Here is a 23,165-nt window from a genome sequence, read left to right as displayed (position 1 = left end):
GCCGGCGGGGTCGCTCAGCCCTCGCCGAACCGCTCGGCGTACGTGTCGCGCAGTTCGGCCCAGCCGAAGTCCTTGGCCTCGGCGCCCCGGATCGGGCCGACCGGGTCGCCGTCGAGCAGTCGGTCGGCCACGTCGAGGCAGAGGTGCCAGCCGGCGGCGACCATCGGGAGCAGGGTCGGGTCGGCGACGTGGTGCCGCAGGGTGAGCCGGGTGCCGGCGTCCAGTGGGGTCAGCTCCCAGCGCAGCAGGTCGTCGCCCCAGGTGTACTCGAGCAGGTGGGGCGGCTCGGCCCGTCGTACCGTCGCCTGTTGCTCAGTGGTGGTCTCGCCGTCGACGAGGGTCAGCACGGCGGGCCCGGCGCTGCCGAGGTCGCGGTCGGCGAGGAACGGCGCCCACTGCGCGAGCTGCGCGGGGTCGGTAAGCGCCGCCCAGACGGCGGCGGGTGGGTGCCGCAGGTCGCGGACGAAGACCAGTGTCGCGCCGCCGTCGGTGTGCTCGGCACGCACGTTCGCGGCCGGGGTCGGGTGGAAGCTCTCGCGATCCATCTACTGCTCCTGACTGTCGAGGTGCCGTTGCAGGGCGTCCAGGTGCCGGGTCCAGAGCCGGCGGTACGGGTCGAGCCACCCGTCCACCGCGCGCAGTGGGCCCGGCTCGAGGCGGTAGATCCGCTGCCGGGCGGCGGTCCGGCAGGAGACGAAGCCGGCCTCGCGGAGCACCCGCAGGTGTTTGGAGACGGCCGGCTGACTGACGCCGAGCCCGTCGACCAACTCGCCCACACTGCGGTCGGCGTCGCGGAGCGCATCGAGGATCCGGCGTCGGGTGGGCTCGGCGAGGACGGTGAACGCGTCGGTGGACACCCACCCAATATGCCTTCTCCGTTATATGTCTGTCAAAGCATACGACGAGGACGGCTGGTCCCGGAGCGGCACCCGGGGCGGCTACCTATGCTCGGACCATGGAACTGCGGATCTTCACCGAGCCCCAGCAGGGCGCCAGCTACGACCAGTTGCTCGCGGTGGCCCGCCGCGCCGAGGACGCCGGCTTCGGCGCGTTCTTCCGGTCCGACCACTACCTCAGGATGGGCGGGGGGAGCGGCGATCCCGGCCCCACCGACGCGTGGACCACGCTCGCCGGCCTGGCCCGCGACACCAGCCGCATCCGGCTCGGCACCCTGATGACCGCCGCCACCTTCCGGCTGCCCGGCCCGCTGGCGATCACCGTGGCGCAGGTCGACCAGATGAGCGGCGGCCGGGTGGAGCTGGGCATCGGCACCGGCTGGTACGCCGACGAGCACACCGCGTACGGCATCCCGTTCCCGGCCCTGGGCGAGCGGTTCGACCGGTTGGAGGAGCAGCTCGCGGTCATCACCGGGCTGTGGTCCACGCCGGCGGGGGAGCGGTTCGACCACGCCGGCCGGTACTACCCGGTCAGCGACTCCCCGGCGCTGCCCAAGCCGGTGCAGCAGCCGCGCCCGCCGATCCTGCTCGGCGGGATGGGTCCGAAGCGCACGCCCCGGCTGGCCGCCCGCTACGCCGACGAGTTCAACCTGCCGTTCGCCTCGGCGGCGGACTCGGCGGCGCAGTTCGAGCGGGTCCGCGCGGCGTGCGCCGAGATCGGTCGGGACCCGGGCGACCTGGTCTGGTCCAACGCCCTGGTCCTCTGTTGCGGGCGCGACGACGCCGAGGTGGCCCGCCGGGCCGCCGCCATCGGCCGCGAGCCGGACGAGCTGCGGGCCAACGGTCTCGCCGGCACGCCCGACGAGGTCCTGGAGACCATCGGCCGGTACGCGAAGATCGGCAGCCAGCGGATCTATCTCCAGGTGCTGGACCTGACCGACCTGGACCACCTCGACCTGGTGGCCAGCGAGGTCATAGCCAACCTCTGAGCCCGGTCCCGGCCGGCGCGTCAGGCGCGGTGGTGGGCGTGGCGGCCGGGGTCGCGCAACACGGTGTCCAGCCGGCCGTCGCGGTCGCTGTCCACATAGGTGATGTCCGGTACGCCGTCGCCGTCCACGTCGATCTGGACGACGTCGGCGAGGCCGTCGCCGTCGAGGTCGGTGACGACCTCGACCGAGCCGTCCAGGTGGCGCGTCACGATCGAGTGTGATCCGCCGGCGGGTTCGCGCGGCGGCGGACCGGGCGCCGGCACGGGCGTCGGGGCGGGCGCGGGCGCGGGTGTCGGACGGGGGCCGGGCGTGGGCGCCGGATGGCTCGGCAACCGGACGCCGGGCGGGGCGCTGGCCGGCTCGACCGCGCTGCCGGTCGGGTCCAGCTCCTCCTCCGACGGGAAGACGTCGCCCCGCGGGGCCGGATCACGGTAGCTGCTCATGGGCGTAGGGTTCCCCGACGATGGCGAGAACAACCGTGCCCGATCGACCGGTGTCCGTGGCGCCCGGTCTGTCGGAGGATGCTGGGACCGACGCCACGGTCATGAACGGGGGTCCGAGCGTGGAGCTGCGCCGGAGCCGGGGAGCCCGGATGCTCGCCCTGGTGTGCGTACTCGGTGGGGTGCTCTTGTTGGTCTATCCCAGCGACGGCGCCCCGCTACGGATGATCATCGCCGTGGGCGCGATCGCGCTCGGCGCGCTGGTGCTGGTCAGCGCGCTGCGGCCGTTCCGCTTCGGGATCACCCCGGACGGGCTCAGCGTCCGGCGGCCCGGCCTGCGCCGGGAGATCCCGTGGGCCGAGGTCGACGCGCTGGTCCTCGACGAGCCGCCCCGCCGCGACGGCTACTCGACAGCGCCGCGCCTGCTGCTGGTGCCCGCCCCGGGCGTGACGTTCGAGCCGGTCACCGCCCGCCACCCGATCGACGGCCGGCCGGCCATCGAGCTGCTCGTCTTCGACCAGGTCCGGGAGCAGCCCGAACAGGTGGCCGCCGCGCTCACCCGCTGCGCCGGGGACCGTTTCGTGGACCTGCTCGCGCTGCGCCGCGCCGCCTTCGCGGCCCCTGACCTTTCGGTGGGCCTGCGCGGCTACCAGATGGACCGGGTCGACCGGTTGATCCGGCGCGGCCAGGACGCCCTGATGTCCGGCGACGCGGCGACCCGGCAGGCCGCCCGGGGCGAGATCGAACGCGCCGTGGCCGCCCGCCTGCCGATCGCCAAACGTGGCTACAACTCGTACCAGGCGGATGCGGTTCTGGACGCCCTCGTCGCCGCGTTGGCCGACCACCAGTCCACCGATCGGGAGACCGCCCCATGACCGCGCAGGGACAGCACCTGACGTCGAGCACCGACGTGCCGCGCCGCAACTGGGCCGGCAACGTGCGCTACGCCGCGGGGGAGTTCCACCGCCCCACCACAGTCGACGCGGTGCGCCGGCTGGTCGCCGGCAGCTCCCGGATCCGCGCGCTGGGCACCGGACACTCCTTCAACCGCCTCGGTGACACCACCGGAGACCTGGTCACGCTCGCCGGGCTGCCCCCGACGATCGAGGTCGACGCCGAGCGCCGGCGGGTCACCGTCGCCGGCGCGCTGCGCTACGGCGACGTCGCCCGGCACCTGCACAGCCAGGGGTACGCGCTTGCCAACCTCGCCTCGCTGCCGCACATCTCGGTCGCCGGCGCGGTGGCCACCGCCACCCACGGCTCCGGCCCCACGCACGGCAACCTGGCCACCTCGGTCGCCGCCCTGGAGCTGGTCACCGCCGACGGGGATCTGACGCACGTGGACCGCGACACCGACGGCGACACGTTCGCCGGCTTGGTGGTCGGGCTCGGGGCGCTCGGCCTGGTCACCCGGGTCACCCTGGACCTGGTGCCGGCGTTCGAGCTGCGCCAGTACGTGCGCCTCGACCTGCCCGTCGAGGCGCTGGACGAGGCGTTCGACTCGGCGTACAGCGTGAGCGTGTTCACCGACTGGCGTACGCCGCGTCTTCGCGAGGTGTGGCGCAAACAGCTCGCGGACCAGCCACCGCCCGAGGCGGACTGGCTCGGCACCACGGCCGCCGACCAGCCGCGACACCCGGTGCTCGGCATGCCGGCGGAGAACTGCACCCCGCAGCTCGGCGTGCCGGGCCCGTGGCACGAGCGGCTGCCGCACTTCAAGCTCGGCTTCACCCCGAGCAGCGGTGACGAGCTGCAGTCCGAGTACCACCTGCCGCGTACGGCGGCCGCCGAGGCACTCGCCGCGCTGGCCGAGGTGGCGCACCTGATCGCCCCGGTGTTGCAGGTGTGCGAGCTGCGGACGGTGGCTGCCGACGAGCTGTGGCTCAGCCCCAACCACCGGCGGGACAGCTTCGTGGTCCACTTCACCTGGGTCGACGACGCCGACGCCGTGCTGCCGGTGCTGGCCGAGGTGGAGGACCGCCTGGCGCCGTTCGCGCCCCGCCCGCACTGGGGCAAGGTCTTCGTCACCGACCCGACCGAGCTGGCCGCCCGTTACCCCCGGCACGCCGACTTCGCCGCCCTGCTGACCCGCCTGGACCCGACCGGCACGTTCCGCACCGACCTCCTGGACCGCTACTTCCCCCGCTGACCCCTCCATCCCGGTTGATCATGAAGTTATTGCCACCCTGCCCGGCGTGTCGGGGCAATAACTTCATGATCAACCGGATGGGTTCGGGGTGCGCAGGCTGCCGCGTTGGACGGCACGGCTGATGTCGCTGGGGCAGACGATCCCGGTGAGACGACCGTCGTCGCTCACCACCAGGGCCCGGCCGTCGGCGCACTCGCTGAGCCGGGGCAGCAGGTCGTTGAGCTGTTCCCCCGGCTGCGCGAGGACCAGCTGGTCGGCCCGGCAGGCCACCTCGGCCAGCGTGGTCGACATCCGTCGGTCGGCCGGTACGCCCCGCACCCGGTCCAGGGTGACGAGGCCGGTCGGCCGACCCTCCTCGGTCAGCGGCAGTGCCGAGTGCCGGTACGCGAACAGGTAGTGGTCGACGAAGTCGGCGACGGTCATGTCCGCCGAGGCGGTCTGCGGCTGCGGCGTCATCACGTCGGCGACCCGGATTCCGCGCAGCGCGCTTCCGGCGCGGGCCTGCCGCTCCTCCGTCCCCGCGGCGCCGATCAGGAACCAGCCGATCAGCGCCAGCCAGAGCCCGCCGAAGCCGACCCCGGACAGGAACTGCCACAGCCCGAGGCCGATGAGCAGCGCGCCGAGCACCCAACCGGCCCGCGCCGCGACCACCGACGCCCGGGTCCGGTCGCCGGTGGCCTTCCACACCGCGGCCCGCAGCAGCCGACCACCGTCCAGCGGCGCGGCCGGCAGCACATTGAAGACCGCCAGCAGCACGTTGATGCCGGCCAGCCACGCGATCGCGCCGAAGAGCAGCCCACCCTGCCCGGCCAGCGCGAGCACCAACGCGATGGCGCCGAAGAACGCCCCGAGCAGCAGGCTGACCAGCGGACCGACGCCGGCGATCCGCAGCTCCGCGCCGGGGTCGCGCGGCTCGCCCCGCAGCTCGGCCACCCCGCCGAACAGCCAGAGCGTGATGCCGTCGACGGTCAGCCCGTTGCGCTGGGCCACCACGGCGTGCGACACCTCGTGGGCGAGCAGGCCGACGAAGAAGACCACCGCCGCGGCCAGACCGGCGAGGGTGTACGCCACCGGCGAGCGGTCCGGGTACGAGCGGGGGAACTGGTTCGCGGCCAGGCCCCACGCGATGAGCGCGAAGATGACCAGAACGCTCCAGTTGACGCCGACCGGCACACCCGCGATCCGGCCAAGCCGGAAACTGGCCCTCATCCCACCGAGTTACCCCGCTCAGCCCCGCACATGCCGAGGAATCAGCACCGCATGATCAACTCCGGTTGCACGAACTCGGGGTGTCCTGGAGTCAGGGATGCCCCGACTTCATGGAAGACGAGTGGATCACGCTGGTCTTGCCCGGCCCGGTCAGCGGCGGGGGGCCTCGCTGGCGATTGTCGCCTCCCGGGGCAGGGCCGCGGCGCGCAGCGCCCAGTCCAGCGCGTAGTCGGCGATCGGCTCCCAGCCGTCCTGCCCGACAGTGAAGTGCGAGCGGCCGGGGAACTCCTCGTACGCGGTGAGCGCCCGGGACTTCTGGTAGAGGCCCGCGTTGGCCCGGACCACCGACGCCGGCACCACGTGGTCCTCACCGCCGGCCATCAACAGCAGCGGCGCGCGGTCGTCGCGCCCGACGTCGACGCGGGCGGGTGAGCGCGGGTCGAGGTTGGCGAACGCGCCCTCGAAGAACACCCGACCGGCGCCGGGGACGGCGTAGCGCTGCCAGGCTCGGTCGGAGTCCGCGCGGCTCATCGTGTTGCCGAAGGCGTAGGCGAAGTCGTCCGGGGTGAACGGGACGGCCCTGCTCCGGTTGGCGGGACTGCGCAGGATGGGGAAGCCGGAGCGCAACTGGCTCAACGGCACCTTGAGCACCCCCTTCACCGCCGCGGGATGCACCCCGACCGCCGCAGCGCCCAGGCCCCGGTCGGCGAGGACCTGCGCGAACAGGCCCCCGAACGAGTGCCCCATGATGATCGGCGGTCGGGGGAGCGCACGGATGATCCGGTCGTAGTGCGCCACGATCGTGGCCATGCTCTGCTGCGCGATCGGGGTGGGATCGTCGCGCAACTGCTCCACGGACCGGTCCATTCCGGGCCAGGCGGGGGCGATGACGTGCATGCCGCGCGTGGTGAACCGCTCGATCCACCCCTGCCAACTGCGCGGGGTCATCCAGAGTCCGTGGATCAGCACGACCGTGTCGACCCGGCCCTGCGGCGTGGCACCCATCGCGTCCTCCCGGTGTCGCGGTGTCCGGCCGCGCGCTTACCCGCTGCCGCGCCCGGGATTCCTCCGGTCGCGGCCCGGCCGGGAGGGCGCGGGCGCCGGCGTGACGCCGACGCATGGCCCCTGACAAATGTCACGGCCGGAACGTGACGGTCGCTCCGGGAGCACCGGTCCCCGACGCCGGAGCATCTATGGCATGACCAGTACGCATCCGGCCGTCGAGCTGAACGGCCTCACCAAGACCTTCGGTACGGTCACCGCGGTCGACGGGCTGAACCTGGTGGTGCAGCCCGGCGAGGTGGTGGCGTTCCTCGGCCCCAACGGGGCGGGCAAGACCACCACCATCGACATGCTGCTCGGCCTGGCCCGCCCGGACGCGGGCACGGTCCGCGTCCTGGGCGGAACCGCCGACGAGGCGGTCGCCCGGGGTCGGATCGCCGCCGTACTCCAGACCGGCGGGCTGCTCAAGGACCTCACCGTGGGCGAGACCGTGCGGATGACAGCCCACTTCTACCGGCACACCCGCCCGGCGGCCGAGGTGCTGGAGCGCGCCGGCATCGCCGACATCGCCGACCGGATCGTGGGGCGGTGCTCCGGCGGCCAGCAGCAGCGGCTGCGTTTCGCGCTGGCCCTGCTGCCGGACCCGGACCTGATGGTGCTCGACGAGCCGACCACGGGCATGGACGTCGAGGGTCGCCGGGACTTCTGGCAGGCACTGCGCCGCGACGCCCGCGACGGCAGGACTGTCATCTTCGCCACCCACTACCTGGACGAGGCGGACGCGTACGCCGACCGGATCGTGCTGGTCCGGCAGGGACGGATCGTCGCCGACGGCACCACCGCGGAGATCAAGAACCTGGCCGCCGGACGTACGGTGCGGGCCACCCTGCCCGGCGCGGACCAGGCGGCGCTTGCCGCGCTGCCCGGCGTGGACGCCGTGGAGGTACGCGGCGACAGCGTGCTGGTGCGTACCGGCGACTCGGACGCGATCGCCCGCCACCTGCTCACCCGGACCGCCGCCCGGGACGTGGAGATCACCTCCCGCAACCTCGAGGACGCCTTCCTCGCCCTGACCACCGAGCGCATCGGAGCCTGAGATGTCGACCCTGCCGGCCACCCCCGCCGCCACCCGCACCGACCGACCCGACCGACCCACCCCGCCCGACCGCCGGCTGCCCGCCCTGGGTGGCTTCGCCCCGGCCGTCCTCGGCATCGAGCTGCGCCGGGTGCTGCGCAACCGCCGCACCCTCGCCTTCACGCTGATCATGCCGGCGGTCTTCTTCCTCATCTTCGGCCTGCCGCAGCGGGGGCAGACGCTTGACAACGGCCGGCCCGTGACGGCGTACGTCATGATCAGCCTCGCCGTGTACGCGGCGATGGTGGCGACCACGAGCGCGGGCGGCGCGGTGGCCACCGAGCGGGCGTTGGGTTGGAGCCGGCAGCTACGGCTCACCCCGCTGCGCCCGACCGCGTACGTGGCGACGAAGGTGGCCACCGCGATGACCCTCGGCCTGCTCGCGGTCGTCATCGAGTTCGTGGTGGGCGCCGCGGCCGGCGTTCGTATCCCGCTGGACGTCTGGCTGCTGTCCGGGCTCGCCGCGTGGCTCGGCTCGCTGGTCTTCGCCGCGTTCGGTCTGTTCATCGGCTACCTGGTGCCGGCCGAGAACGTCATGCAGTTCATCGGGCCGATCCTCGCGGTGCTGGCCATGTTCGGCGGGCTGTTCGTGCCTGTCGAGGTGCTGCCGCACGTGCTCCAGCAGGCCGCGAAGTTCACCCCGGTGTACGGCATGGGTGAGCTGGCCCGCGCCCCGCTGACCGGCGACGGCGTCAGCATGGCCGGGGTGGCCAACATGGTCTTCTGGACCCTGGCCTTCGGCATCGGCGCGGCCCGGCTGTTCCGCCGGGACACCGCTCGGGTCTGACCGCCGCGACCGCTAGCGTTAAGCCGATGGACTCCCTGACGGGTCAACCCCGACCGGTGAGCCGCCGATGGCGGTTCACCGGTTGGCTGCTGGCCGCGGTGTGGCTGTTCTTCCTCAACGTGCCGATCTCCACCGCGCTGGACCAGGCGCAGCCGTGGCGGCGAATCGTCGGAGTGGTCACCCTCTTCGTCTTCGGCCTGGGCTACGTGCTGCTCTTCCAGTGGGCCCGCCACCTGCGTGAGCACCTTCAACCGATTCCTCCACGACGGGCCGGGATCGCGCTGTTGGGGTTGGTGGCGGTGGGCCTGGCCAGCATCCCGGGCACCGCCGGGGACTGGACGGCCACGCTGGTGTTCGTGGCCGCGTCCGCGGTGTTCCTGCTGTCGGCGACGCAGGCGCTTGTCATCGTGGCGCTCTGCGCACTGATTCCCCTGGTGGGCGCCTGGCTGGTGCCGACCTGGACGGGGGAGAGCACGGTCACCGTCGCGGTGCTGCTCGCCTCGTTCGCCATGTTCGGTGTCTCCCGGCTGGCCCAGCGCAACAGCGAACTCCGGGCCGCGCAGCAGGAGATCGGCCGGCTCGCGGTCGCCGAGGAGCGGGCCCGCGCCGCCCGCGACCTGCACGACATCCTCGGGCACTCGCTGACCGTGGTGGCGATCAAGGCCGAGCTGGCCGGGCGGCTGATCGAGGTCGACACCGTCCGGGCGGCCGCCGAGATCGCCGAGGTGGAGAGGTTGGCGCGGGCAGCGCTGGCCGACGTGCGGCAGACCGTCGGGGCGTACCGGGAGGTCACGCTCGCCGGGGAGCTGGCCGGCGCGCGGTCCGCCCTCGCCGCGGCGGGCATCGCGGCGGAGCTGCCGGCCGAGGTGCCGGAGCTGCCCAGGGAGTGGGACCGGTTGTTCGGCTGGACGGTACGCGAAGGGGTGACGAACGTGGTCCGGCACAGCGGGGCGCGGTGCTGCACGATCCGGGTGCGCCCGGACGAGGTCGAGGTGAGCGACGACGGCCGGGGGCCGTCCACGCCGGACGCCGACGCCGCCGGGTACGGGCTGGTCGGTCTGCGGGAACGGGCCCGCCGGCTGGACGCCGTGGTGACCGTGGGTCGACGGCGGGACGACGGCACCGGTTTCCTGCTGCGGGTGCACGCCCCGGTGGGGGCCCGGTGAGCACGGCGGATACGCCGATCCGGCTCCTGCTCGCCGACGACCAGGCGCTGGTGCGGGGCGCGCTCGCCGCGCTGCTCTCGTTGGAGCCGGACCTGACCGTGGTGGCCGAGGTCGGCCGCGGCGACGAGGTGGTGGCCGAGGCCCGCCGCACGGCGCCCGACGTGGCCCTGCTGGACGTGGAGATGCCCGGCCTGGACGGGATCGCCGCCACCGCCGCGCTGCGGGCCGCGCTGCCGGCCTGCCGGGTGCTGGTGGTGACCACCTTCGGTCGGCCCGGCTACCTGCGCCGCGCCATGGAGGCCGGCGCGAACGGTTTCGTGGTCAAGGACACCCCGGCCCGGCAGCTCGCCGACGCGGTTCGCCGGGTGCACGCCGGCCTGCGGGTGGTCGACCCGACGCTGGCCGCGGAGACCCTGGCCACCGGGGCGAGCCCGCTGACCGAGCGGGAGACCGAGGTGTTGCGGGCGGCCCGGGCCGGCGGCGCGGTCGCCGAGCTGGCGAAGGCGCTGCACCTGTCCGAGGGGACGGTGCGTAACCACCTCTCGGCGGCGATCGGCAAGACCGGCGCCCGCAACCGGGCGGCGGCCGTGCGCATCGCCGAGCAGAACGGCTGGCTGCTCGGCGACTGAGCGGCGCTCAGGCGGTCGGCGGCGGGGTGGGGAGCTTGTCGACCACCACCAGGCTGCTGCCGGGCCGGACCTCGGCGAGCAGTTCCCGCTGGCCGCTGCGGGTGACCCGGATGCAGCCGTTCGTGGTGTTCTCGCCCAGGTCGTCGTCGTTGTACCAGGTGTGCAGGCCGATGTGCGCGCCGCGCAGCCCGGTGGGCACCGCCTCCGGGTCGTCGGGCACCGCGCCGAGGGCGTAGATGTCCACGCCGCCGTAGACCTCCTCGGGTGGTGGGGTGCGGCCCAGCACAAAGGTCCGTCCCAGCGGCGTCTCCTGCCCGGACTGGCCGAGGCTCGTCTCCCAGGAGCGCACCGCCTTGCCGGCCCGGTACCAGGTGAGTCGGTGCACCTTGCGCTCCACCACGATCTGGTCGCGCAGCGCCACGGTGTCGAACCCGCCGGGCGCGAGCCAGGCGAGACGCCTGTTGGCCGAGGGCAGCAGGACTGCCGTCCAGCCGACCCGCCGCTGCGCGATCGGCACGGTCAGCTCGACACCGGCGAGCGTCGGTTCGAGGAAGGCCAGCGGCCGTCCGCCGGGCGCGTCGTACGCGGCGATCCGCCGGGTCGGGTGCACGCCCTCGGTCAGCGGTGCGATGTCCATCGTGTTCGGGTCGGCGGGGAACCCCTTGGGAGCGGGGTCGTAGTCGAGCACCGGCAGCCCGGCCGGGGCGGGCGCGGCCGGTGGGACGGACTCCTCCGGGCTCTGCTCGATGCTGTTCGGCGTCGGGTCGGCTGCCACCACGCGTCGGTCGTCGGGGGCCGTCGAGCGTGGGGTGAGAGCCTGGCCGACGAGCAGCGCGGCGATCAGCAGCACGGGTACGGCGATGCCGGCCGCGAGCCAGCCGGCGCGGCGGCGGTACGGGGACATTCGGTCAAACGGCACCAAACCACTTTATGGCGGTGGCCGGTCCGGGGCCCCCGGTTCGGCGATACCCGCCGGACGGAGGCCCCGGGGTCGGTCAGACCCGCGCGCCGACGTGGATGGCCACCGCGTCGTGAGCCGGCACGTTGGCGGCGAACCAGCCGTTACCGTCCACGGTGATCACCGGTCCGCTGCACGTGCCGCCCGCGTACGTGCCGTGGATGACGTCGCAGTACCGGCCGGCGGGCAGCCCGGTGTAGTACGAACGACCGTTCACTGCGGAGTCCTCGTCGTTGAGCGTGACGAAGCCCTTGCCGCTGCGGCTGAACGCGACGTGGTTGTTGCCGTTGTCGTACCAGTTGGCCATGGCGGCGCCCTCGGTGGCGTTGCGGAAGCCGACCATGTTGGCGATCACCGGCCAGCGGTGCTCGCACTCCCAGCCGGAGTAGCAGGTGGTGTTGAGCGTCTTGTTCGCGCCGTCCGAGGGCGGGCCGGCGTCGCGGTCGCTGAAGGTGTAGCTGGACATGACCGTCGGCGAGCCGTACGGCCAGGCCAGCATGAAGGCGTTCGCCAGGGCGTAGATGCCCCGGTCGCGGTAGGTCAGCACGCCGCTGTTGTCGCGCTGGGTGTCGTGGTTGTCCACGAACACCGCGGCCGACCCGGTGGGCAGGTGACCCCAGCCCTCGCCGAAGTTGCGCAGGTACGCCAACTTCTCCGAGCGGAACACCCGGGCCAGGTCCTTGCCGTAGCGGAACTCGTGCACGTCACCGTTGCCGGTGTACTCGGTCGGCTGGACCGGCTCGCCGGCGCCGTAGATGACCTCCTGGACGAGGTACGCCGAGCGGGACAGCTTGCCCCGGATCGCGGCGATGTCGGCGGCCGGCATGTGCTTGCTGGCGTCCAGCCGGAAGCCGTCCACGCCGAGGGAGAGCAGGTCGTTGAGGTACGACGCGGTCTTCGTGCGGACGTAGTCCGACTCGGTCCTCAGGTCCGACAGGTTGACCAGTTCACAGTTCTGCACCTCGTACCTGTCGTTGTAGTTGGCGATGTCGTCGCCGCCGTTGCGCCCGCAGTGGTGGAAGTCCTGGGTCTGGTAGATGCCCGGGTAGTCGTAGTGCGCGTACGACGAGCCGGCCCAGCCGGTGCCGCCGTTGTCCTGACCGGACATGTGGTTGATGACGGCGTCGACGAGCACCTTGACGCCTGCGGCGTGGCAGGTGTTCACCATCGACTGGAACTGGGCCCGGGTGCCCTTGCGGGACTCGATCCGGTAGCTGACCGGCTGGTACGCCAGCCACCACTGGTTGCCCCGTACGTGCTCCTGCGGGGGCGAGACCTGGACGTAGCCGTACCCCTTCGGGCCGAGCGTGCTCTGGCACTCGCTGGCCACCGAGGGCCAGTTCCACTCGAAGAGCTGGACGATGACCTTCTTGGCGCCGGACGGGCTGGCGGCGGCCGGGGGCGCCGTCGCGGTGAGGGGGACGAGCAGGCTGGCGACCAGGCCGAGGGCGAGGATCGCCGAGCCGCGTCGACGTCGGTGCATCGGGACTCCTGACGGGAGTGGGGGTGGGGGTGGCGGTGCGGCGGGGGAGCGTATCGGCTGCTCGAATCTTGCAACCCATGCTGAAATTTGCCGAAAGGTTACAAGCGTGTTGCAACGACTGTCAATGCATGGACGGTGATCACTGTCCACGGTGGCCGTTGCACGCGCCCCGGCGCCGGTCGGTTCGATCCGGCCCAGAAATTTCCGTCCCCGGGTGATCCGCTCGCCCCGCCGGTCCGTACTGGATGGGGGAGCAGGGGTCGGCCGGTGGTACGCCGCCGCGAGACGATCGAGGAGCAGATGGCCCGGGCAAAGCAGAACGAGAAGGCCACCGAGGTCCGGACCAGCACCAGCAGTCGGGGGGTGCGGACCCGGTCGCGCTCGGCGACGACGTTGCTGATCGCGTCCGTCCTCGCCGCGCTCTGGGCGGCGATCATGCTGACCGGCGCCGGCCAGACGGCGTACGCGTACGGCTTCTTCTTCACCGAGTTCTTCGCCGGGGTGATCGCCCTGGTGTCGTTGAGTCTCACCGTGATGCTGGGCCTGCTCGCCACCGACCGTCTGGTGCTGAGCATCTCCCACCGGGTGCTGATGCAGTCGGCGCACCGCGCCACAGGCGTCCTGGGCGTGGCGGGGTTGCTCTTCCACGTCCTCACCAAGATCGCCACCGGTCGGGCGGCCGTGACCGACTCGCTGGTGCCGTTCATCGGCGGCCGGGGGCTCTACGTCGGCCTCGGCACGGTGGCGGCCCTGCTCATGGTCAGCGTGATCTGGACCGGCATCATCCGGGCCCGCTTCGCCGGTGTCGGACCGAAGTGGCTGTGGCGGTCACTGCACTCCACCGCGTACCTCGCGTGGCCGTTCGCGGTGCTGCACGGCCTCAACGCCGGTCGGGCCGCGAAGTCCTGGGTGGTGCTCAGCTACCTGGCCTGCATCCTGTTCGTCGTGCTGGCGCTGCTGGTCCGGCTCTCGGTCACCATCGGCCGGCGCAGTCGGGAGCAGCACCAGGCCGCCGTGCGCAACGCGGTGCTGGCCGGGCGGGCCACCGAGGAGGGCCGCGGCCGGTCGCTGCTGGCCGGCCTGAGCCGCCGCCGCGACACCAGCGAGGACAAGCGCCCGGCCTGGGCGGAGGCCACCACCGCCACCTGGACGGCGCCGGCCGGCGCGCGACGGCGCGACCCCGAGCGGTTCACCGTTCCGGTGGTGCCCGAGCCCGGCTCGCTCGCCGAGCCGGCCCGGCCCAGCCGACGACGGCGCGACGAGGCGGAGACCACCACCCGCCGGTCGAGCCGGCGCAGCGTGGAGGAGACGGGCACCCGGCGCAGCGTCGAGGAGGAGCTGGAGCCGGTGACCCGGCGGCGCGCGTCGCGCACCCGCGACCGGGACGAGGAGACCGCCCCGACCCGGCGGCGTCGCGCCGAGGAGCCGGCCGCCGAGCGGAGCAGCCGCCGGTCCCGCTCCGAGGACGAGGGCACCCGGTACTCGGCGCCGCCCCGACGGGTCGTCGAGGAGCCCGAGGAGCCGTGGGACAGCCCGCGCCGCTGGCAGGCCGCCGAGCCGATCTCCGCCGGCCCGGTCTCCGCCGAGCCGATCTCGGCCGGTCCGATCTCGGCGAGCCCCATCTCGGCCGGTCCGATCTCGGCGGCGCCGCGCAGCGGCAGCGGCCGGCACAGTGCCCGAGGACGACCTGCCGGAGGAGCCGGACTACGTGGCGCCCGCCGGCGCGGTACGTCCCCGAGGAGGTGCCGCCGCCCGTCGACGACACCCCGACCCTCGTCGACCTGGCGTCGCGGCGAGCCCGGCGGGCCGCCGGCGAGGGCCGGTCCGCCAAGCGCCGCAAGGCCAGCGCGGACGCCGTGGACGGGGCGTACTGGGCCGGGCTGCGGGGTGAGGCGAAGTGATGCGGACCGTCGTACCACCTGTCGCCTGTGTGGGCGAGCCCCGGCTCACCGCCGGCTTCGCCGAGTACGGCCGGCTCGACCTGCTCGCGCACGAGGAGGTGCACGGGCCGATCGGCCCGATGGAGCCGGCGCAGTTGCTCCGACTCGTCGAGGGCATGCAGCTCAAGGGCAAGGGCGGGGCGGGCTTCCCGTTCGCCCGCAAGCTGCGCGCGGTGCTGGAGTCCTGCGAGCGGCAGGACCTCGCCGCGGTGGTGGTCGTCAACGCCTCCGAGGGCGAGCCGGCCAGTTGGAAGGACAAGGTGCTGCTCACCCGCGCCCCGCACCTGATCCTCGACGGCGCGGCGCTCACCGCGTACGCGCTGGACGCCGAGGAGATCGTGATCGGCGTGGCCGACGACGGTGTCGGACGGGACTCCCTGATGGAGGCCCTCGCGGAGCGCCGGATGCCGGTGCCGACCACAATCGTCACCGTGCCGCACCGGTTCATCTCCGGCGAGGGCGGGGCGCTTGTCAACGGCATCAACGGTCTGCCGCACATCCCTCCGGGCACCAAGAAGCGCTCCAGCGACTCCGGCGTCAGCGGCCTGCCGACCCTGCTGTCCAACGCGGAGACGTACGCCCAGCTCGCCGTCGGCGCGCGGCTCGGCCCGTACGAGTACGCGGCGCTCGGCACCGACGACGAGCCGGGCACCGTGCTGCTCACCGTGACCGGCGCGGCGGGCCGGCCGGCGGTGGTGGAGTGCACGGCCGGCATGCCGTTGCGCGACGTTCTCGACCTGTGCGAGGTCCCGGACGTCCAGGGCATCCTGATGGGCGGCTACCACGGCAAGTGGATCACCCCGGAGGCGGCGGAGAAGGCCGAGGTCTCCCGCAAGGGTCTCGCCGCGGTCGGCGGCACCCTCGGCGCGGGCATCATCATCCCGATCGGCGTCGACACCTGCCCGCTCGGTGAGGCCGCCCAGGTGGTGCGCTACCTGGCCGGGGAGTCCGCCGGCCAGTGCGGCCCGTGCAAGATGGGCCTGCCGGACCTGGCCCGCGCGGTCGACCTGGCCGTGGCCGGCAGCCAACCGGCCGACGTGGTGCGGGCCGCCGCCGGCGAGGTCAAGGGCCGGGGCGCGTGCAGCCACCCGGACGGCACCGCCCGGTTCGCCCTCTCCGCGATCGAGGTCTTCGCCGACGACCTGCGGCTGCACAGCACCGGCGACGGCTGCGGCAGGCGGGTCAAGGGCGTCATGGGGCTGCCCGGCGCGCCCGACCCCAACCCGCAGAAGCTCACCCTGGACTGGTCCCGCTGCGACGGGCACGGCCTCTGCGCGCACGTGGTGCCGGACTTCATCCGGCTCGACGGCAACGGCTACCCGGCGTTCCCGGCCACGCCCGTGCCGACCTGGCTGCGCGAGGGCGCCCTGAAGGCCGTCAAGGTCTGCCCGGAACTCGCCCTGCGCCTCGCCAAGGCCGAGTAGGGAAAGGCACCGACCACCACACCTGTCGAACGGAGCTGCGGATGCGCAAGCCGATCGGGCGGACAACGGCGGCGTACGCGCCCCGTGCCGCCATCGTGGGGGCGCTCGTCGCCGCCCTGCTCGCCACGGCGTCCTGCACCGGCACGGTGCCGCCCGACGCCGCCGCCGCCGGGACCGCGCCGGCCCGGCAGCTCCCCGGCGGCCCGGCGGCCTCCGCGACCGGCTCGCCGTCGGCCACGCCGGCCCCGATCCCGGACACCCTGCGCTTCACCGGGACCACTCTCACCGGCAGCGCGTTCGACGCGACGCGACTGGCCGGCCGGCCGGTGGTGCTCTGGTTCTGGGCGCCGTGGTGCGCCACCTGCGCCAGCCAGGCGTGGACGGTCGCCGAGATCGCGCCCCGCTACCGGGACACCGTGCCGATCGTCGGCGTCGCCGGGCTCGGCGAGCAGCGGGACATGAAGAACTTCGTCAGCGAGTTCGACCTCGGCGACATGCCGCAGATCGACGACCGCAAGGGCACGCTCTGGAAGCGCTTCACGGTGACCGAGCAGAGCATCTTCGTCATCATCGACCGGGACGGCAAGATCGTCCACCAGGGTTTCCTGGACGGTGAGTCGCTCAGCGCCCGCGTCGCCGCCCTGGCCGGGGCGTGACCGCCCCCCTGCTGCTCGCGCTGACCGCCGGCATGCTCGGCGCGGTCAACCCGTGCGGCTTCGCGTTGCTGCCCGCGTACCTCTCGCTGTTGGTGGCCGGAGCGTCGGACGCCCGCGGCGCCGTCGGCCGCGCGCTCACCGCGGCGGCCGGGCTCACCCTGGGGTACGTGGTGGTCTTCGGCGCGTTCGGCCTGGCGCTCGCGCCGCTGGCCGGCTGGCTGCGCCCCCGGCTGCCGTGGCTGACCGTGGCGCTCGGACTGCTGCTGCTGGTGGCCGGCTGCTGGCTGCTCGCCGGACGACGGCTGCCCGCCCCCGGCTGGTCGGCGCGCGCGCCCCGGCTGACCAGGTCCTGGCCGTCGATGGCGCTGTTCGGCGCGGCGTACGCGCTCGCCTCACTCGGCTGCGCCATCGCACCGTTTCTCGCCATCGTGGTGACAAGCCTCCAGGCCGGCTCGACCGGCCGCGGACTGGCCCTGTTCGGCGCGTACGCCCTCGGAATGGGTCTGGTGGTCGCGGTCGCCGCGCTCGGCGTGGCGCTGCTGCGCGACGGGCTGGTGGCCCGGCTGCGCGTCGCCGGGGCGTTGGTGCCCCGGCTCAGTGGCCTGGTGCTGCTGCTCGCGGGCGGGTACGTCGCCTGGTACGGCTGGTACGAGCTGCGGCTGGCCGCCGGCCGGCGCGACGCCCTGCGCGACCCGGTGATCAGGGCGGCGGCACAGGTCCAGCACACCCTGGCCGACACCGTCGACACCCTGGGCCCGGCAGCACTCCTGGCCGCTCTCGTCCTGCTCGCCGCACTGGGCGCCTGGATGCGTCGACGGGGGCGCGGGGCGCACCCGGCCCCCGTCGAACGGACCGGCTAGCGGGGGGTCAGACGGTCGGTGCCCAGGCGGTCCTGGAGGACCTTCGGGATCAGGACCGAGCCGTCGGCCTGCTGGTACTGCTCCAGGATGGCCGGGAAGAGCCGGCTGGTGGCCAGCGCCGAGCCGTTGAGCGTGTGCACGAAGCGGGTCTGCTTGGCACCCGGCTCGCGGTAGCGGATGGCCGCCCGGCGGGCCTGGTAGTCGCCGGCCCAGGAGACCGACGACACCTCCTTGTACTTGCCGGTGCTCGGCATCCACACCTCGATGTCGAGGGTCTTCTTCATCGAGGCGCTCGCGTCACCGGCCGACAGCAGCGTCCGCTGGTAGTGCAGGCCCAGCCCCTCGACCAGGCTCTCGGCGTGGGCGAGCATCTCCTCCAGTGCCGCGTCCGCCTGCTCGGGCAGGGTGAACTGGAAGATCTCCACCTTGTTGAACTGGTGCCCGCGCACCGTGCCGCGCTCGTCCGAGTGCGACCCGGCCGACTCCCGCCGATAGCAGGGCGTGTACGCGAATGCCTTCAGCGGCAGCTTCGTGGTCTCCAGGATCTCGTCCTGGTACGCGCCCAGGATCGCCGTCTCCGACGTGGGCAGCAGGAACTGCCCGCGCGGCGCGGAGTCGGCGTCCAGGTGGTAGACGTCGTCGTAGAACTTGGGGAACTGGCCGGCGGCGAAACCGGCCGAGTCGAGCAGCAGGTGCGGCGGGAGCAGGAACTCGTACCCGGCCTTGATGTGCTGGTCGACGAAGTAGTTGAGCAGCGCCCACTCCAGCCGCGCGCCGATGCCCGTGTAGATCCAGAAGCCGGAGCCGCCGAGTTTGACGCCCCGCTCGTAGTCGACCAGACCCAGCGCGCGGGACAGCTCGACGTGGTCGCGGACCTTCTCGATCGCCGGCGGCTCGCCGAAGGTCTTGACGACCCGGTTGGCCTCCTTGCCGCCGGGCAGGACGTCGTCGCTGGGCAGGTTCGGCAGCTCGCTCATCGCGTCGCGCAGCCGGGCCTGCACCTCGTCCAACTGGGACTCCAGCTCGGCGAGCTGCTTACGCTCCGCCTCGGGGGCGCTGACCTGCGGCTCGGTGCCGGCGCGCTTGGCCTGCGCGTACGCGCGGGCCTCGGCCTTGCGGCGCTGCCGGTCGGCGTCGATCTCCGTGATCAGGGCGCGTCGTTCCTGGTCGAGTCGCTGGATCTCGTCCAGGGCCCGATCGACCTCGGCGGGATCCAGACGCTTCGCCAGCGCGGTCGCCACCGCCTCGCGATCCTTCCGGATCAACTCCATGTCGAGCATGCTGCTCCGTACGCCTCCGTCCGGGGTTCACTGGTGAACCATCAGATGTTACCGTCGCGCACGTTTCCACCCCGGGACGGGGAGCGCGACCGGTTTCTACAGCCGGATCGGCATCAGCACCGAGAAGGTGTCCTCGTCGTTCGGGCGGCGCACGGCCAGCGGGGCGATGGGCCCGTCCACCTCCAGCACCAGTTGCGGGCCACCGGCGGCGTCCAGCGCGTCGAGCAGGTACTCGCCGTTCACCCCGAACCGCAGCCCGCCTCCCGGCTCGGCGGCCGGGTCGGCGGCCGGGTCGGCGGTGGACAGCTCGGTGGGGTGCAGCAGGCGCAAGGACCCGGAGTCGTCGAGACCGAGGACGGAGACCGCCAGCGGCGTGCCGGCGTACTCGCGGGCCAGCGTGGGGGCCGCCGGGTCGCGCAGCGCCGCCCGCAGCGCCACCACGTCCACCGGGATGCGGTGCGCGGCCGGACGCTCGCCGACCGCCTCGCGCAGCAGCCGACGGTAGTCGGGGAAGTCGTACGGCAGGGCGGTGCCCGTCAACGTCCGACCGGCCACCTCCGCCCCCAGGTCGACGCCGGCCACGGTGAGCCGTACCGGCCGGGCGTCGGCGGTGTCGAGCAGCAGGCGCAGCCGGTCGACGAGGTCCACCGGCACGAGCACCCGCGCGGGCGGCCCGTCGACGGCCGCGCCGGCCCGGGCCAGCGCGAGCCGGTGCCGGTCGGTGGCGACCAGCCGGACACCGTCCGGCTCGACGTCGAGGAGCACCCCGGACAGCGCCGGCAGCTCCGGGTCGACGCCGACGGCGAAGCGCACCGCGTCGAGCGCGGCGGCCAGCTCGGCGGGGGAGAGGTGCAGCGTGGTCACCGTCGGAGGCGCCGGGTCGACAAGGGCCCGGAGCCGGACGATCTCGCGGCGGGCGTCGGCCAGCCCGTCGACCAGCCGGCGCAGGTGCGCGTCGAGCAGGCGGTGCACCTCGGCCGGCTCGGCGCGGACGGCGGCGGCGATCTCGGGCACCGGCATGCCGACCCGGCGCAGCCCCGCGACCAGCCGGGCCGGGCCGATCTGCTCGTCGGTGTACCAGCGGTACCCGGTCACCGGGTCGACGAGGGCCGGCGCCAGCACCCCCGCCGAGTCGTAGAAGCGCAGGGCGCTGACGGTCAGGCCGCTGGCCCGGGCCAACTCGCCGATGCTGTGCAGGTCGCTCACCACGTCGGGCATCCTGCCCCCTCGACCTGGTCGAGGGTCAAGCCGCCGGCTCCGCGTCCCGCGTCGTCGCGTCCGGCGTCGGGGCGCTCTCGTCCTGCTTCAGCACCCGGAAGGTGAGCCCGGCCCGGACCAGCCGCTCCAGCAGCGCGTCACCCATCGCGGCGACCGGGCTGAGCTGGCCGGCGGTCGGCGGCAGGTCGTCGAGCGCCAGGCACAGCGCCGACTCGGCGAGCATCTTCGCCGTCTCGTCGTAGCCCGGGTCGCCGCCCGCGACCTCGGTGACCACGCGCCGCCCGCCGCCGGCGCCGACGAACCGGACCCGGAACCAGGACGACGCCCGCTGCTGCGGGGTCGGGCCCTGCCCGGAGGCGAGCCGCCCGAGCAGCCACCGCCGGGTGGGCGGCACCTTCACCAGGCCGACGAGCGCGCCGAGCCCCACCGCGCTGACCAGCACGGTCGGCAGCCGCTTCACGGCGGCGAAGTGCCGGTAGCGGAAGTCCGGGCCGTACTCCGGGCGGGCCGCCGCCGATCGGCGGATCACCTGCGGGTCGATTGTCGGCAGCGGCACGGTCCAGATGCCCAGCTCCGTCGAGCGGGCCAGCTTGCCGGGCACCGCCCGGACCCGGCGGTCGGTGGGGCGCGGCTCGACCGCCCGGCGGGCCCGGGCGGCCCGGCTGGCCTCCCCGGTCCGGGCGAACGCGGTGAGCGCGGAATGGTACGTCCCGGCGGAGAACCGGCCACCGGCGCGGACGTAGCCGTCGACGGTGATCGGGACGTCGGCGGGCAGCTGCTTCACCGTGAACCAGACGCCCAGGTCGTGGGGGATCGAGTCGAATCCGCAGGCGTGCACCAGCCGGGCGCCGGTGGCGGTCGCCTCGGCGTGGTGGCGGACGTACATCAGGTCGACGAACTCCGACTCCCCGGTGATGTCCAGGTAGTCGGTGCCGGCTCGGGCGCAGGCCGCGACCAGGGGCTCCCCGTGGTGGACGTACGGGCCGACGGTGCTGGCGACCACCCGGGCGCTCTGGGCCACGGCGCGCAGCGACCCGGCGTCGGTCACGTCGGCGGTGAGCAGCGGCAGGTCGGTGAGCGTGGGGTCGATCGCGGCGAGCCGATCACGCACGGCGGCGAGGCGATCCGCGTTGCGCCCGGCCAGCGCCCACCGCAACCCGGGCGGCGCGTGCCGGGCCAAATATTCGGCCGTCAGCCCGCCGGTGAAGCCGGTCGCCCCGAACAGCACCACGTCGTACGTCCGCTCCCCAGCCATTCCCCGAGTCTGCCACCCGCCATCGCCCAGCGCCGATCGGGAACTCCTGTCACGGCGTGAACACGGCCCGGACGCAGCCGTCGGCGCGGTCGCGGAACAGCGCGTACCCGCGGGGGCCGTCCTCCAGCGGGAGCCGGTGGGTGGCCAGGTGCTCGGTACGGAGCTCGTCGCGGGCCATCCGGTGCAGCAGCATCGGCACGTCCCGCAGGTCCGGCCGGCGCGACCCCCGCACCGCGAGCCGCTTGTCGGTCACCGCACCCAGCGGAAACGTGTCCACGTTCCCTTCCGCCCCGCCGACCACCACCACCACGCCGTCCTTGCGGCAGGCGTGCACCGCCTCGCGCACCGCGTCCGGGCGGTCGACGTCCCGGCCGGCCAGCCGCTCGGCCACCGACCGCGTCGCCGGTACGCCCACCGCGACCACGCACACGTCCGGGCCGCGTCCACCGCTGCGCTCCCGCAGCTCCGCCGCGACGTCGGTGCGGCGGTAGTCCAGCGGCTCCGCCCCGGCATGCCGCTCGGCCATCCGCAGCCGGTCGGCGTACCTGTCGACGACGAGCACCCGGGCGGCGCCGCGCAGCGTCGCGGCACCAGCGGTCAACTGACCCACCGCCCCGGCGCCCCAGACCGCCACCACGTCGCCGGGTCGCACCTCGCCCAGCTCTGCCGCCAGCCAGCCGGTCGGCGCCGCGTCGGCGGCGAACAGCGCCCGGTCGTCGTCGACCGCGTCCGGCACCCGGAACGCGCCCACGTCGGCGTACGGCACCCGCACGTACTCGGCGTGCCCGCCCGCGAAGCCACCCGCCGCCCGGGGCCGACCGAACGAGCCGGCGTCCGAACGCCAGCGGTCCGGATCGACGCTCGCCACGTCGGGGGCGCCGTTGTCGCAGCAGGAGTGCCGTCCCCGTCGGCAGTACCAGCAGCCGCCGCACGCCACACTCGCGCCGACCACCACCCGGTCGCCGATCCGGTGTCGCCGGACCGCCGGACCGGCCTCGACCACCTCGCCCAGGAACTCCGCCCCCAACACGTCACCGGCGCGCAGCAGCGGGTCCCGACCGGCCAGCAGCGGCAGGTCGCCGCCGCTGGTGGCGCTGCGGCGGACGCGGACGATGACGTCGCGCTCGTTGCGCAGCTCCGGGTCGGGCACCTCGCGTACCGCCAGTTCGTCGGCGGCCACCCAGCACAGCGCCCTCACCCGCGGGCCGTCCGGCGGTCCAGCGCCGAGCGGTCCGCGCGCAGCACCTCACCGGCCTCCACGCGCTGCTTGACCTGGCGCAGCGTCCGGCGGACCAGCAGCCCCGGGTCGTCGCCGACCAGATGCGCGGCCAGGCCGGCCGGCGCGGCGGCGCCGTCCAGCGGGCGGGCCGCCAGCTCGGTGCCCCGGTCGCCCGGGGCCGGCCGCACCCGCACCTCGACCACGCCGTCCAGCTGGTCCAACGGCTCGGGCCACCGGCCGTCGGGAAGGACCTGCTCCGGAGGACGGTCCACCGTCACGACCTCCCACCCGGCCGCCGCGCTCCGGTCGCGGTCCGCGCCGGGCCGGCCGCTGCGCCGGGGTACGCGCACCAGCCGCGCCGCCCCGGCCCGCGCACCGCCGCCGAGGGCGGATCGCGCCCGCGCCAACCGCCTGATCGGTCCCATCCGTCCTCCCGGTCCACGTCCCCCGATCCTCGGTCGCCCCCGGGT

General features: G+C 74.0%; 25 protein-coding genes. 11 read left to right on the top strand and 14 right to left on the bottom strand.

The genetic code is table 11. From position 1 onward, the window contains the following. Positions 1 to 14 precede the first annotated feature (14 nt). Together MILUP08_RS26730 and MILUP08_RS26725 are read right to left on the bottom strand one after the other, a co-directional pair. A complete protein-coding gene (locus tag MILUP08_RS26730; RefSeq protein WP_007463611.1) occupies positions 15 to 545 on the bottom strand; it encodes an SRPBCC family protein in 531 nt (176 codons plus the stop codon). Further along, entirely contained in the window at positions 546 to 857 is a 312-nt protein-coding gene (locus MILUP08_RS26725; protein ID WP_007463609.1) for an ArsR/SmtB family transcription factor, read from the bottom strand. 98 nt (positions 858 to 955) lie between these two features. Here MILUP08_RS26725 and MILUP08_RS26720 point away from each other — a divergent pair, with 98 nt between their 5' ends. Then, positions 956 to 1,885 carry an LLM class F420-dependent oxidoreductase gene (locus tag MILUP08_RS26720; protein WP_007463607.1) on the top strand — a complete coding sequence of 310 codons (930 nt, stop codon included), beginning with the start codon at positions 956 to 958 and terminating at the stop codon, positions 1,883 to 1,885. A 20-nt stretch (positions 1,886 to 1,905) separates the two neighbouring features. Here the strand turns inward: MILUP08_RS26720 and MILUP08_RS26715 are convergent, their stop codons facing one another. Continuing rightward, complete coding sequence (locus MILUP08_RS26715) at positions 1,906 to 2,328, bottom strand: hypothetical protein (RefSeq protein WP_007463605.1); 423 nt, start codon at positions 2,326 to 2,328, stop codon at positions 1,906 to 1,908. 149 nt (positions 2,329 to 2,477) lie between these two features. On the opposite strand from MILUP08_RS26715, the gene MILUP08_RS26710 reads away from it, so the two are divergent. Further along, positions 2,478 to 3,200, top strand: coding sequence for a hypothetical protein (locus MILUP08_RS26710; RefSeq protein WP_007463602.1), 723 nt, complete (start codon positions 2,478 to 2,480; stop codon positions 3,198 to 3,200). Next, positions 3,197 to 4,474, top strand: coding sequence for an FAD-binding protein (locus MILUP08_RS26705; RefSeq protein ID WP_007463599.1), 1,278 nt, complete (start codon positions 3,197 to 3,199; stop codon positions 4,472 to 4,474). The genes MILUP08_RS26710 and MILUP08_RS26705 overlap by 4 nt, the downstream gene beginning before the upstream one ends. A gap of 69 nt (positions 4,475 to 4,543) precedes the next feature. Here the strand turns inward: MILUP08_RS26705 and MILUP08_RS26700 are convergent, their stop codons facing one another. Together MILUP08_RS26700 and MILUP08_RS26695 are read right to left on the bottom strand one after the other, a co-directional pair. Next, on the bottom strand, positions 4,544 to 5,683 hold the full coding sequence (locus tag MILUP08_RS26700; RefSeq protein ID WP_007463598.1) for a site-2 protease family protein: 1,140 nt from the start codon (positions 5,681 to 5,683) through the stop codon (positions 4,544 to 4,546). Between the two features lie 150 nt (positions 5,684 to 5,833). Next, entirely contained in the window at positions 5,834 to 6,688 is an 855-nt protein-coding gene (locus tag MILUP08_RS26695) for an alpha/beta hydrolase (RefSeq protein WP_007463596.1), read from the bottom strand. Between the two features lie 193 nt (positions 6,689 to 6,881). On the opposite strand from MILUP08_RS26695, the gene MILUP08_RS26690 reads away from it, so the two are divergent. From MILUP08_RS26690 to MILUP08_RS26675, 4 genes are read left to right on the top strand one after another with little or no spacing between them, the layout of a single operon-like run. Next, complete coding sequence (locus MILUP08_RS26690) at positions 6,882 to 7,781, top strand: ABC transporter ATP-binding protein (protein WP_007463594.1); 900 nt, start codon at positions 6,882 to 6,884, stop codon at positions 7,779 to 7,781. Between the two features lies 1 nt (position 7,782). After that, positions 7,783 to 8,607: an ABC transporter permease gene (locus MILUP08_RS26685; protein ID WP_007463592.1), complete on the top strand. Its 825-nt coding sequence runs from the start codon at positions 7,783 to 7,785 to the stop codon at positions 8,605 to 8,607. Between the two features lie 26 nt (positions 8,608 to 8,633). After that, the gene (locus MILUP08_RS26680; RefSeq protein ID WP_007463589.1) at positions 8,634 to 9,773 is read left to right on the top strand and encodes a sensor histidine kinase; all 1,140 of its coding nucleotides are present in this window, start codon (positions 8,634 to 8,636) and stop codon (positions 9,771 to 9,773) included. Then, positions 9,770 to 10,402, top strand: a complete 633-nt coding sequence (locus MILUP08_RS26675) for a response regulator transcription factor (protein WP_007463587.1) — start codon at positions 9,770 to 9,772, stop codon at positions 10,400 to 10,402. The genes MILUP08_RS26680 and MILUP08_RS26675 overlap by 4 nt, the downstream gene beginning before the upstream one ends. 7 nt (positions 10,403 to 10,409) lie before the next feature. Here MILUP08_RS26675 and MILUP08_RS26670 read toward each other — a convergent pair whose 3' ends face one another. The 4 genes from MILUP08_RS26670 to MILUP08_RS36970 all read right to left on the bottom strand — a co-directional run bounded on the left by MILUP08_RS26670 (position 10,410) and on the right by MILUP08_RS36970 (position 14,465). Continuing rightward, the gene (locus MILUP08_RS26670) at positions 10,410 to 11,321 is read right to left on the bottom strand and encodes a L,D-transpeptidase (RefSeq protein WP_007463585.1); all 912 of its coding nucleotides are present in this window, start codon (positions 11,319 to 11,321) and stop codon (positions 10,410 to 10,412) included. A gap of 76 nt (positions 11,322 to 11,397) precedes the next feature. Next, positions 11,398 to 12,843 carry an alpha-amylase gene (locus MILUP08_RS26665; RefSeq protein WP_007463582.1) on the bottom strand — a complete coding sequence of 482 codons (1,446 nt, stop codon included), beginning with the start codon at positions 12,841 to 12,843 and terminating at the stop codon, positions 11,398 to 11,400. 98 nt (positions 12,844 to 12,941) lie between these two features. Further along, positions 12,942 to 13,373, bottom strand: a complete 432-nt coding sequence (locus MILUP08_RS36975; protein ID WP_237747197.1) for a hypothetical protein — start codon at positions 13,371 to 13,373, stop codon at positions 12,942 to 12,944. 390 nt (positions 13,374 to 13,763) lie between these two features. Beyond that, positions 13,764 to 14,465 carry a hypothetical protein gene (locus tag MILUP08_RS36970; RefSeq protein WP_237747196.1) on the bottom strand — a complete coding sequence of 234 codons (702 nt, stop codon included), beginning with the start codon at positions 14,463 to 14,465 and terminating at the stop codon, positions 13,764 to 13,766. 120 nt (positions 14,466 to 14,585) lie between these two features. Here MILUP08_RS36970 and MILUP08_RS36965 point away from each other — a divergent pair, with 120 nt between their 5' ends. From MILUP08_RS36965 to MILUP08_RS26645, 4 genes are read left to right on the top strand one after another with little or no spacing between them, the layout of a single operon-like run. Next, entirely contained in the window at positions 14,586 to 14,744 is a 159-nt protein-coding gene (locus tag MILUP08_RS36965; protein ID WP_237747195.1) for a hypothetical protein, read from the top strand. Continuing rightward, positions 14,744 to 16,207, top strand: a complete 1,464-nt coding sequence (locus tag MILUP08_RS26655; protein ID WP_007463577.1) for an NADH-quinone oxidoreductase subunit NuoF family protein — start codon at positions 14,744 to 14,746, stop codon at positions 16,205 to 16,207. The genes MILUP08_RS36965 and MILUP08_RS26655 overlap by 1 nt, the downstream gene beginning before the upstream one ends. Before the next feature lie 41 nt (positions 16,208 to 16,248). Then, on the top strand, positions 16,249 to 16,863 hold the full coding sequence (locus MILUP08_RS26650; RefSeq protein WP_007463575.1) for a TlpA family protein disulfide reductase: 615 nt from the start codon (positions 16,249 to 16,251) through the stop codon (positions 16,861 to 16,863). Beyond that, complete coding sequence (locus tag MILUP08_RS26645) at positions 16,860 to 17,723, top strand: cytochrome c biogenesis CcdA family protein (RefSeq protein ID WP_007463573.1); 864 nt, start codon at positions 16,860 to 16,862, stop codon at positions 17,721 to 17,723. Before MILUP08_RS26650 ends, MILUP08_RS26645 begins: the two co-directional genes overlap by 4 nt. Here the strand turns inward: MILUP08_RS26645 and serS are convergent. The 5 genes from serS to MILUP08_RS26620 form a co-directional block, all read right to left on the bottom strand. Then, positions 17,720 to 19,003 (bottom strand): serine--tRNA ligase, encoded by a 1,284-nt coding sequence (serS, locus tag MILUP08_RS26640; protein WP_007463572.1) that lies wholly within the window; start codon positions 19,001 to 19,003, stop codon positions 17,720 to 17,722. The two genes, MILUP08_RS26645 and serS, sit on opposite strands and share 4 nt — an antisense overlap. Positions 19,004 to 19,099: 96 nt before the next feature. Further along, positions 19,100 to 20,221 (bottom strand): DNA polymerase III subunit beta family protein, encoded by a 1,122-nt coding sequence (locus tag MILUP08_RS26635; RefSeq protein ID WP_007463570.1) that lies wholly within the window; start codon positions 20,219 to 20,221, stop codon positions 19,100 to 19,102. Between the two features lie 25 nt (positions 20,222 to 20,246). Further along, positions 20,247 to 21,476, bottom strand: coding sequence for a saccharopine dehydrogenase family protein (locus MILUP08_RS26630; protein WP_007463568.1), 1,230 nt, complete (start codon positions 21,474 to 21,476; stop codon positions 20,247 to 20,249). Positions 21,477 to 21,525: 49 nt separating this feature from the next. Further along, positions 21,526 to 22,674 (bottom strand): alcohol dehydrogenase catalytic domain-containing protein, encoded by a 1,149-nt coding sequence (locus MILUP08_RS26625; RefSeq protein ID WP_007463566.1) that lies wholly within the window; start codon positions 22,672 to 22,674, stop codon positions 21,526 to 21,528. Further along, positions 22,671 to 23,120 carry a hypothetical protein gene (locus MILUP08_RS26620; protein WP_007463564.1) on the bottom strand — a complete coding sequence of 150 codons (450 nt, stop codon included), beginning with the start codon at positions 23,118 to 23,120 and terminating at the stop codon, positions 22,671 to 22,673. Before MILUP08_RS26620 ends, MILUP08_RS26625 begins: the two co-directional genes overlap by 4 nt. Positions 23,121 to 23,165: the final 45 nt, after the last annotated feature.

Origin of the sequence: Micromonospora lupini str. Lupac 08 (assembly GCF_000297395.2) — a bacterium.
GTDB lineage: Bacteria > Actinomycetota > Actinomycetes > Mycobacteriales > Micromonosporaceae > Micromonospora > Micromonospora lupini.
This window is presented reverse-complemented; position numbering and strand designations above follow the sequence as displayed.

Excerpts from the sequence above, each read along its gene's own strand:
- MILUP08_RS26635 (WP_007463570.1), bottom strand. The coding sequence starts at position 20,221 with ATGCCCGACGTGGTGAGCGACCTGCACAGCATCGGCGAGTTGGCCCGG.
- MILUP08_RS26710 (WP_007463602.1), top strand. The coding sequence starts at position 2,478 with ATGCTCGCCCTGGTGTGCGTACTCGGTGGGGTGCTCTTGTTGGTCTAT.
- MILUP08_RS26715 (WP_007463605.1), bottom strand. The coding sequence starts at position 2,328 with ATGAGCAGCTACCGTGATCCGGCCCCGCGGGGCGACGTCTTCCCGTCG.
- MILUP08_RS26730 (WP_007463611.1), bottom strand. The coding sequence starts at position 545 with ATGGATCGCGAGAGCTTCCACCCGACCCCGGCCGCGAACGTGCGTGCC.
- serS (WP_007463572.1), bottom strand. The coding sequence starts at position 19,003 with ATGCTCGACATGGAGTTGATCCGGAAGGATCGCGAGGCGGTGGCGACC.
- MILUP08_RS26690 (WP_007463594.1), top strand. The coding sequence starts at position 6,882 with ATGACCAGTACGCATCCGGCCGTCGAGCTGAACGGCCTCACCAAGACC.
- MILUP08_RS26700 (WP_007463598.1), bottom strand. The coding sequence starts at position 5,683 with ATGAGGGCCAGTTTCCGGCTTGGCCGGATCGCGGGTGTGCCGGTCGGC.
- MILUP08_RS26630 (WP_007463568.1), bottom strand. The coding sequence starts at position 21,476 with ATGGCTGGGGAGCGGACGTACGACGTGGTGCTGTTCGGGGCGACCGGC.
- MILUP08_RS26620 (WP_007463564.1), bottom strand. The coding sequence starts at position 23,120 with ATGGGACCGATCAGGCGGTTGGCGCGGGCGCGATCCGCCCTCGGCGGC.
- MILUP08_RS26680 (WP_007463589.1), top strand. The coding sequence starts at position 8,634 with ATGGACTCCCTGACGGGTCAACCCCGACCGGTGAGCCGCCGATGGCGG.
- MILUP08_RS26665 (WP_007463582.1), bottom strand. The coding sequence starts at position 12,843 with ATGCACCGACGTCGACGCGGCTCGGCGATCCTCGCCCTCGGCCTGGTC.
- MILUP08_RS26655 (WP_007463577.1), top strand. The coding sequence starts at position 14,744 with ATGCGGACCGTCGTACCACCTGTCGCCTGTGTGGGCGAGCCCCGGCTC.
- MILUP08_RS36970 (WP_237747196.1), bottom strand. The coding sequence starts at position 14,465 with ATGGGGCTCGCCGAGATCGGACCGGCCGAGATCGGCTCGGCGGAGACC.
- MILUP08_RS26720 (WP_007463607.1), top strand. The coding sequence starts at position 956 with ATGGAACTGCGGATCTTCACCGAGCCCCAGCAGGGCGCCAGCTACGAC.
- MILUP08_RS26685 (WP_007463592.1), top strand. The coding sequence starts at position 7,783 with ATGTCGACCCTGCCGGCCACCCCCGCCGCCACCCGCACCGACCGACCC.
- MILUP08_RS26705 (WP_007463599.1), top strand. The coding sequence starts at position 3,197 with ATGACCGCGCAGGGACAGCACCTGACGTCGAGCACCGACGTGCCGCGC.
- MILUP08_RS26695 (WP_007463596.1), bottom strand. The coding sequence starts at position 6,688 with ATGGGTGCCACGCCGCAGGGCCGGGTCGACACGGTCGTGCTGATCCAC.
- MILUP08_RS26650 (WP_007463575.1), top strand. The coding sequence starts at position 16,249 with ATGCGCAAGCCGATCGGGCGGACAACGGCGGCGTACGCGCCCCGTGCC.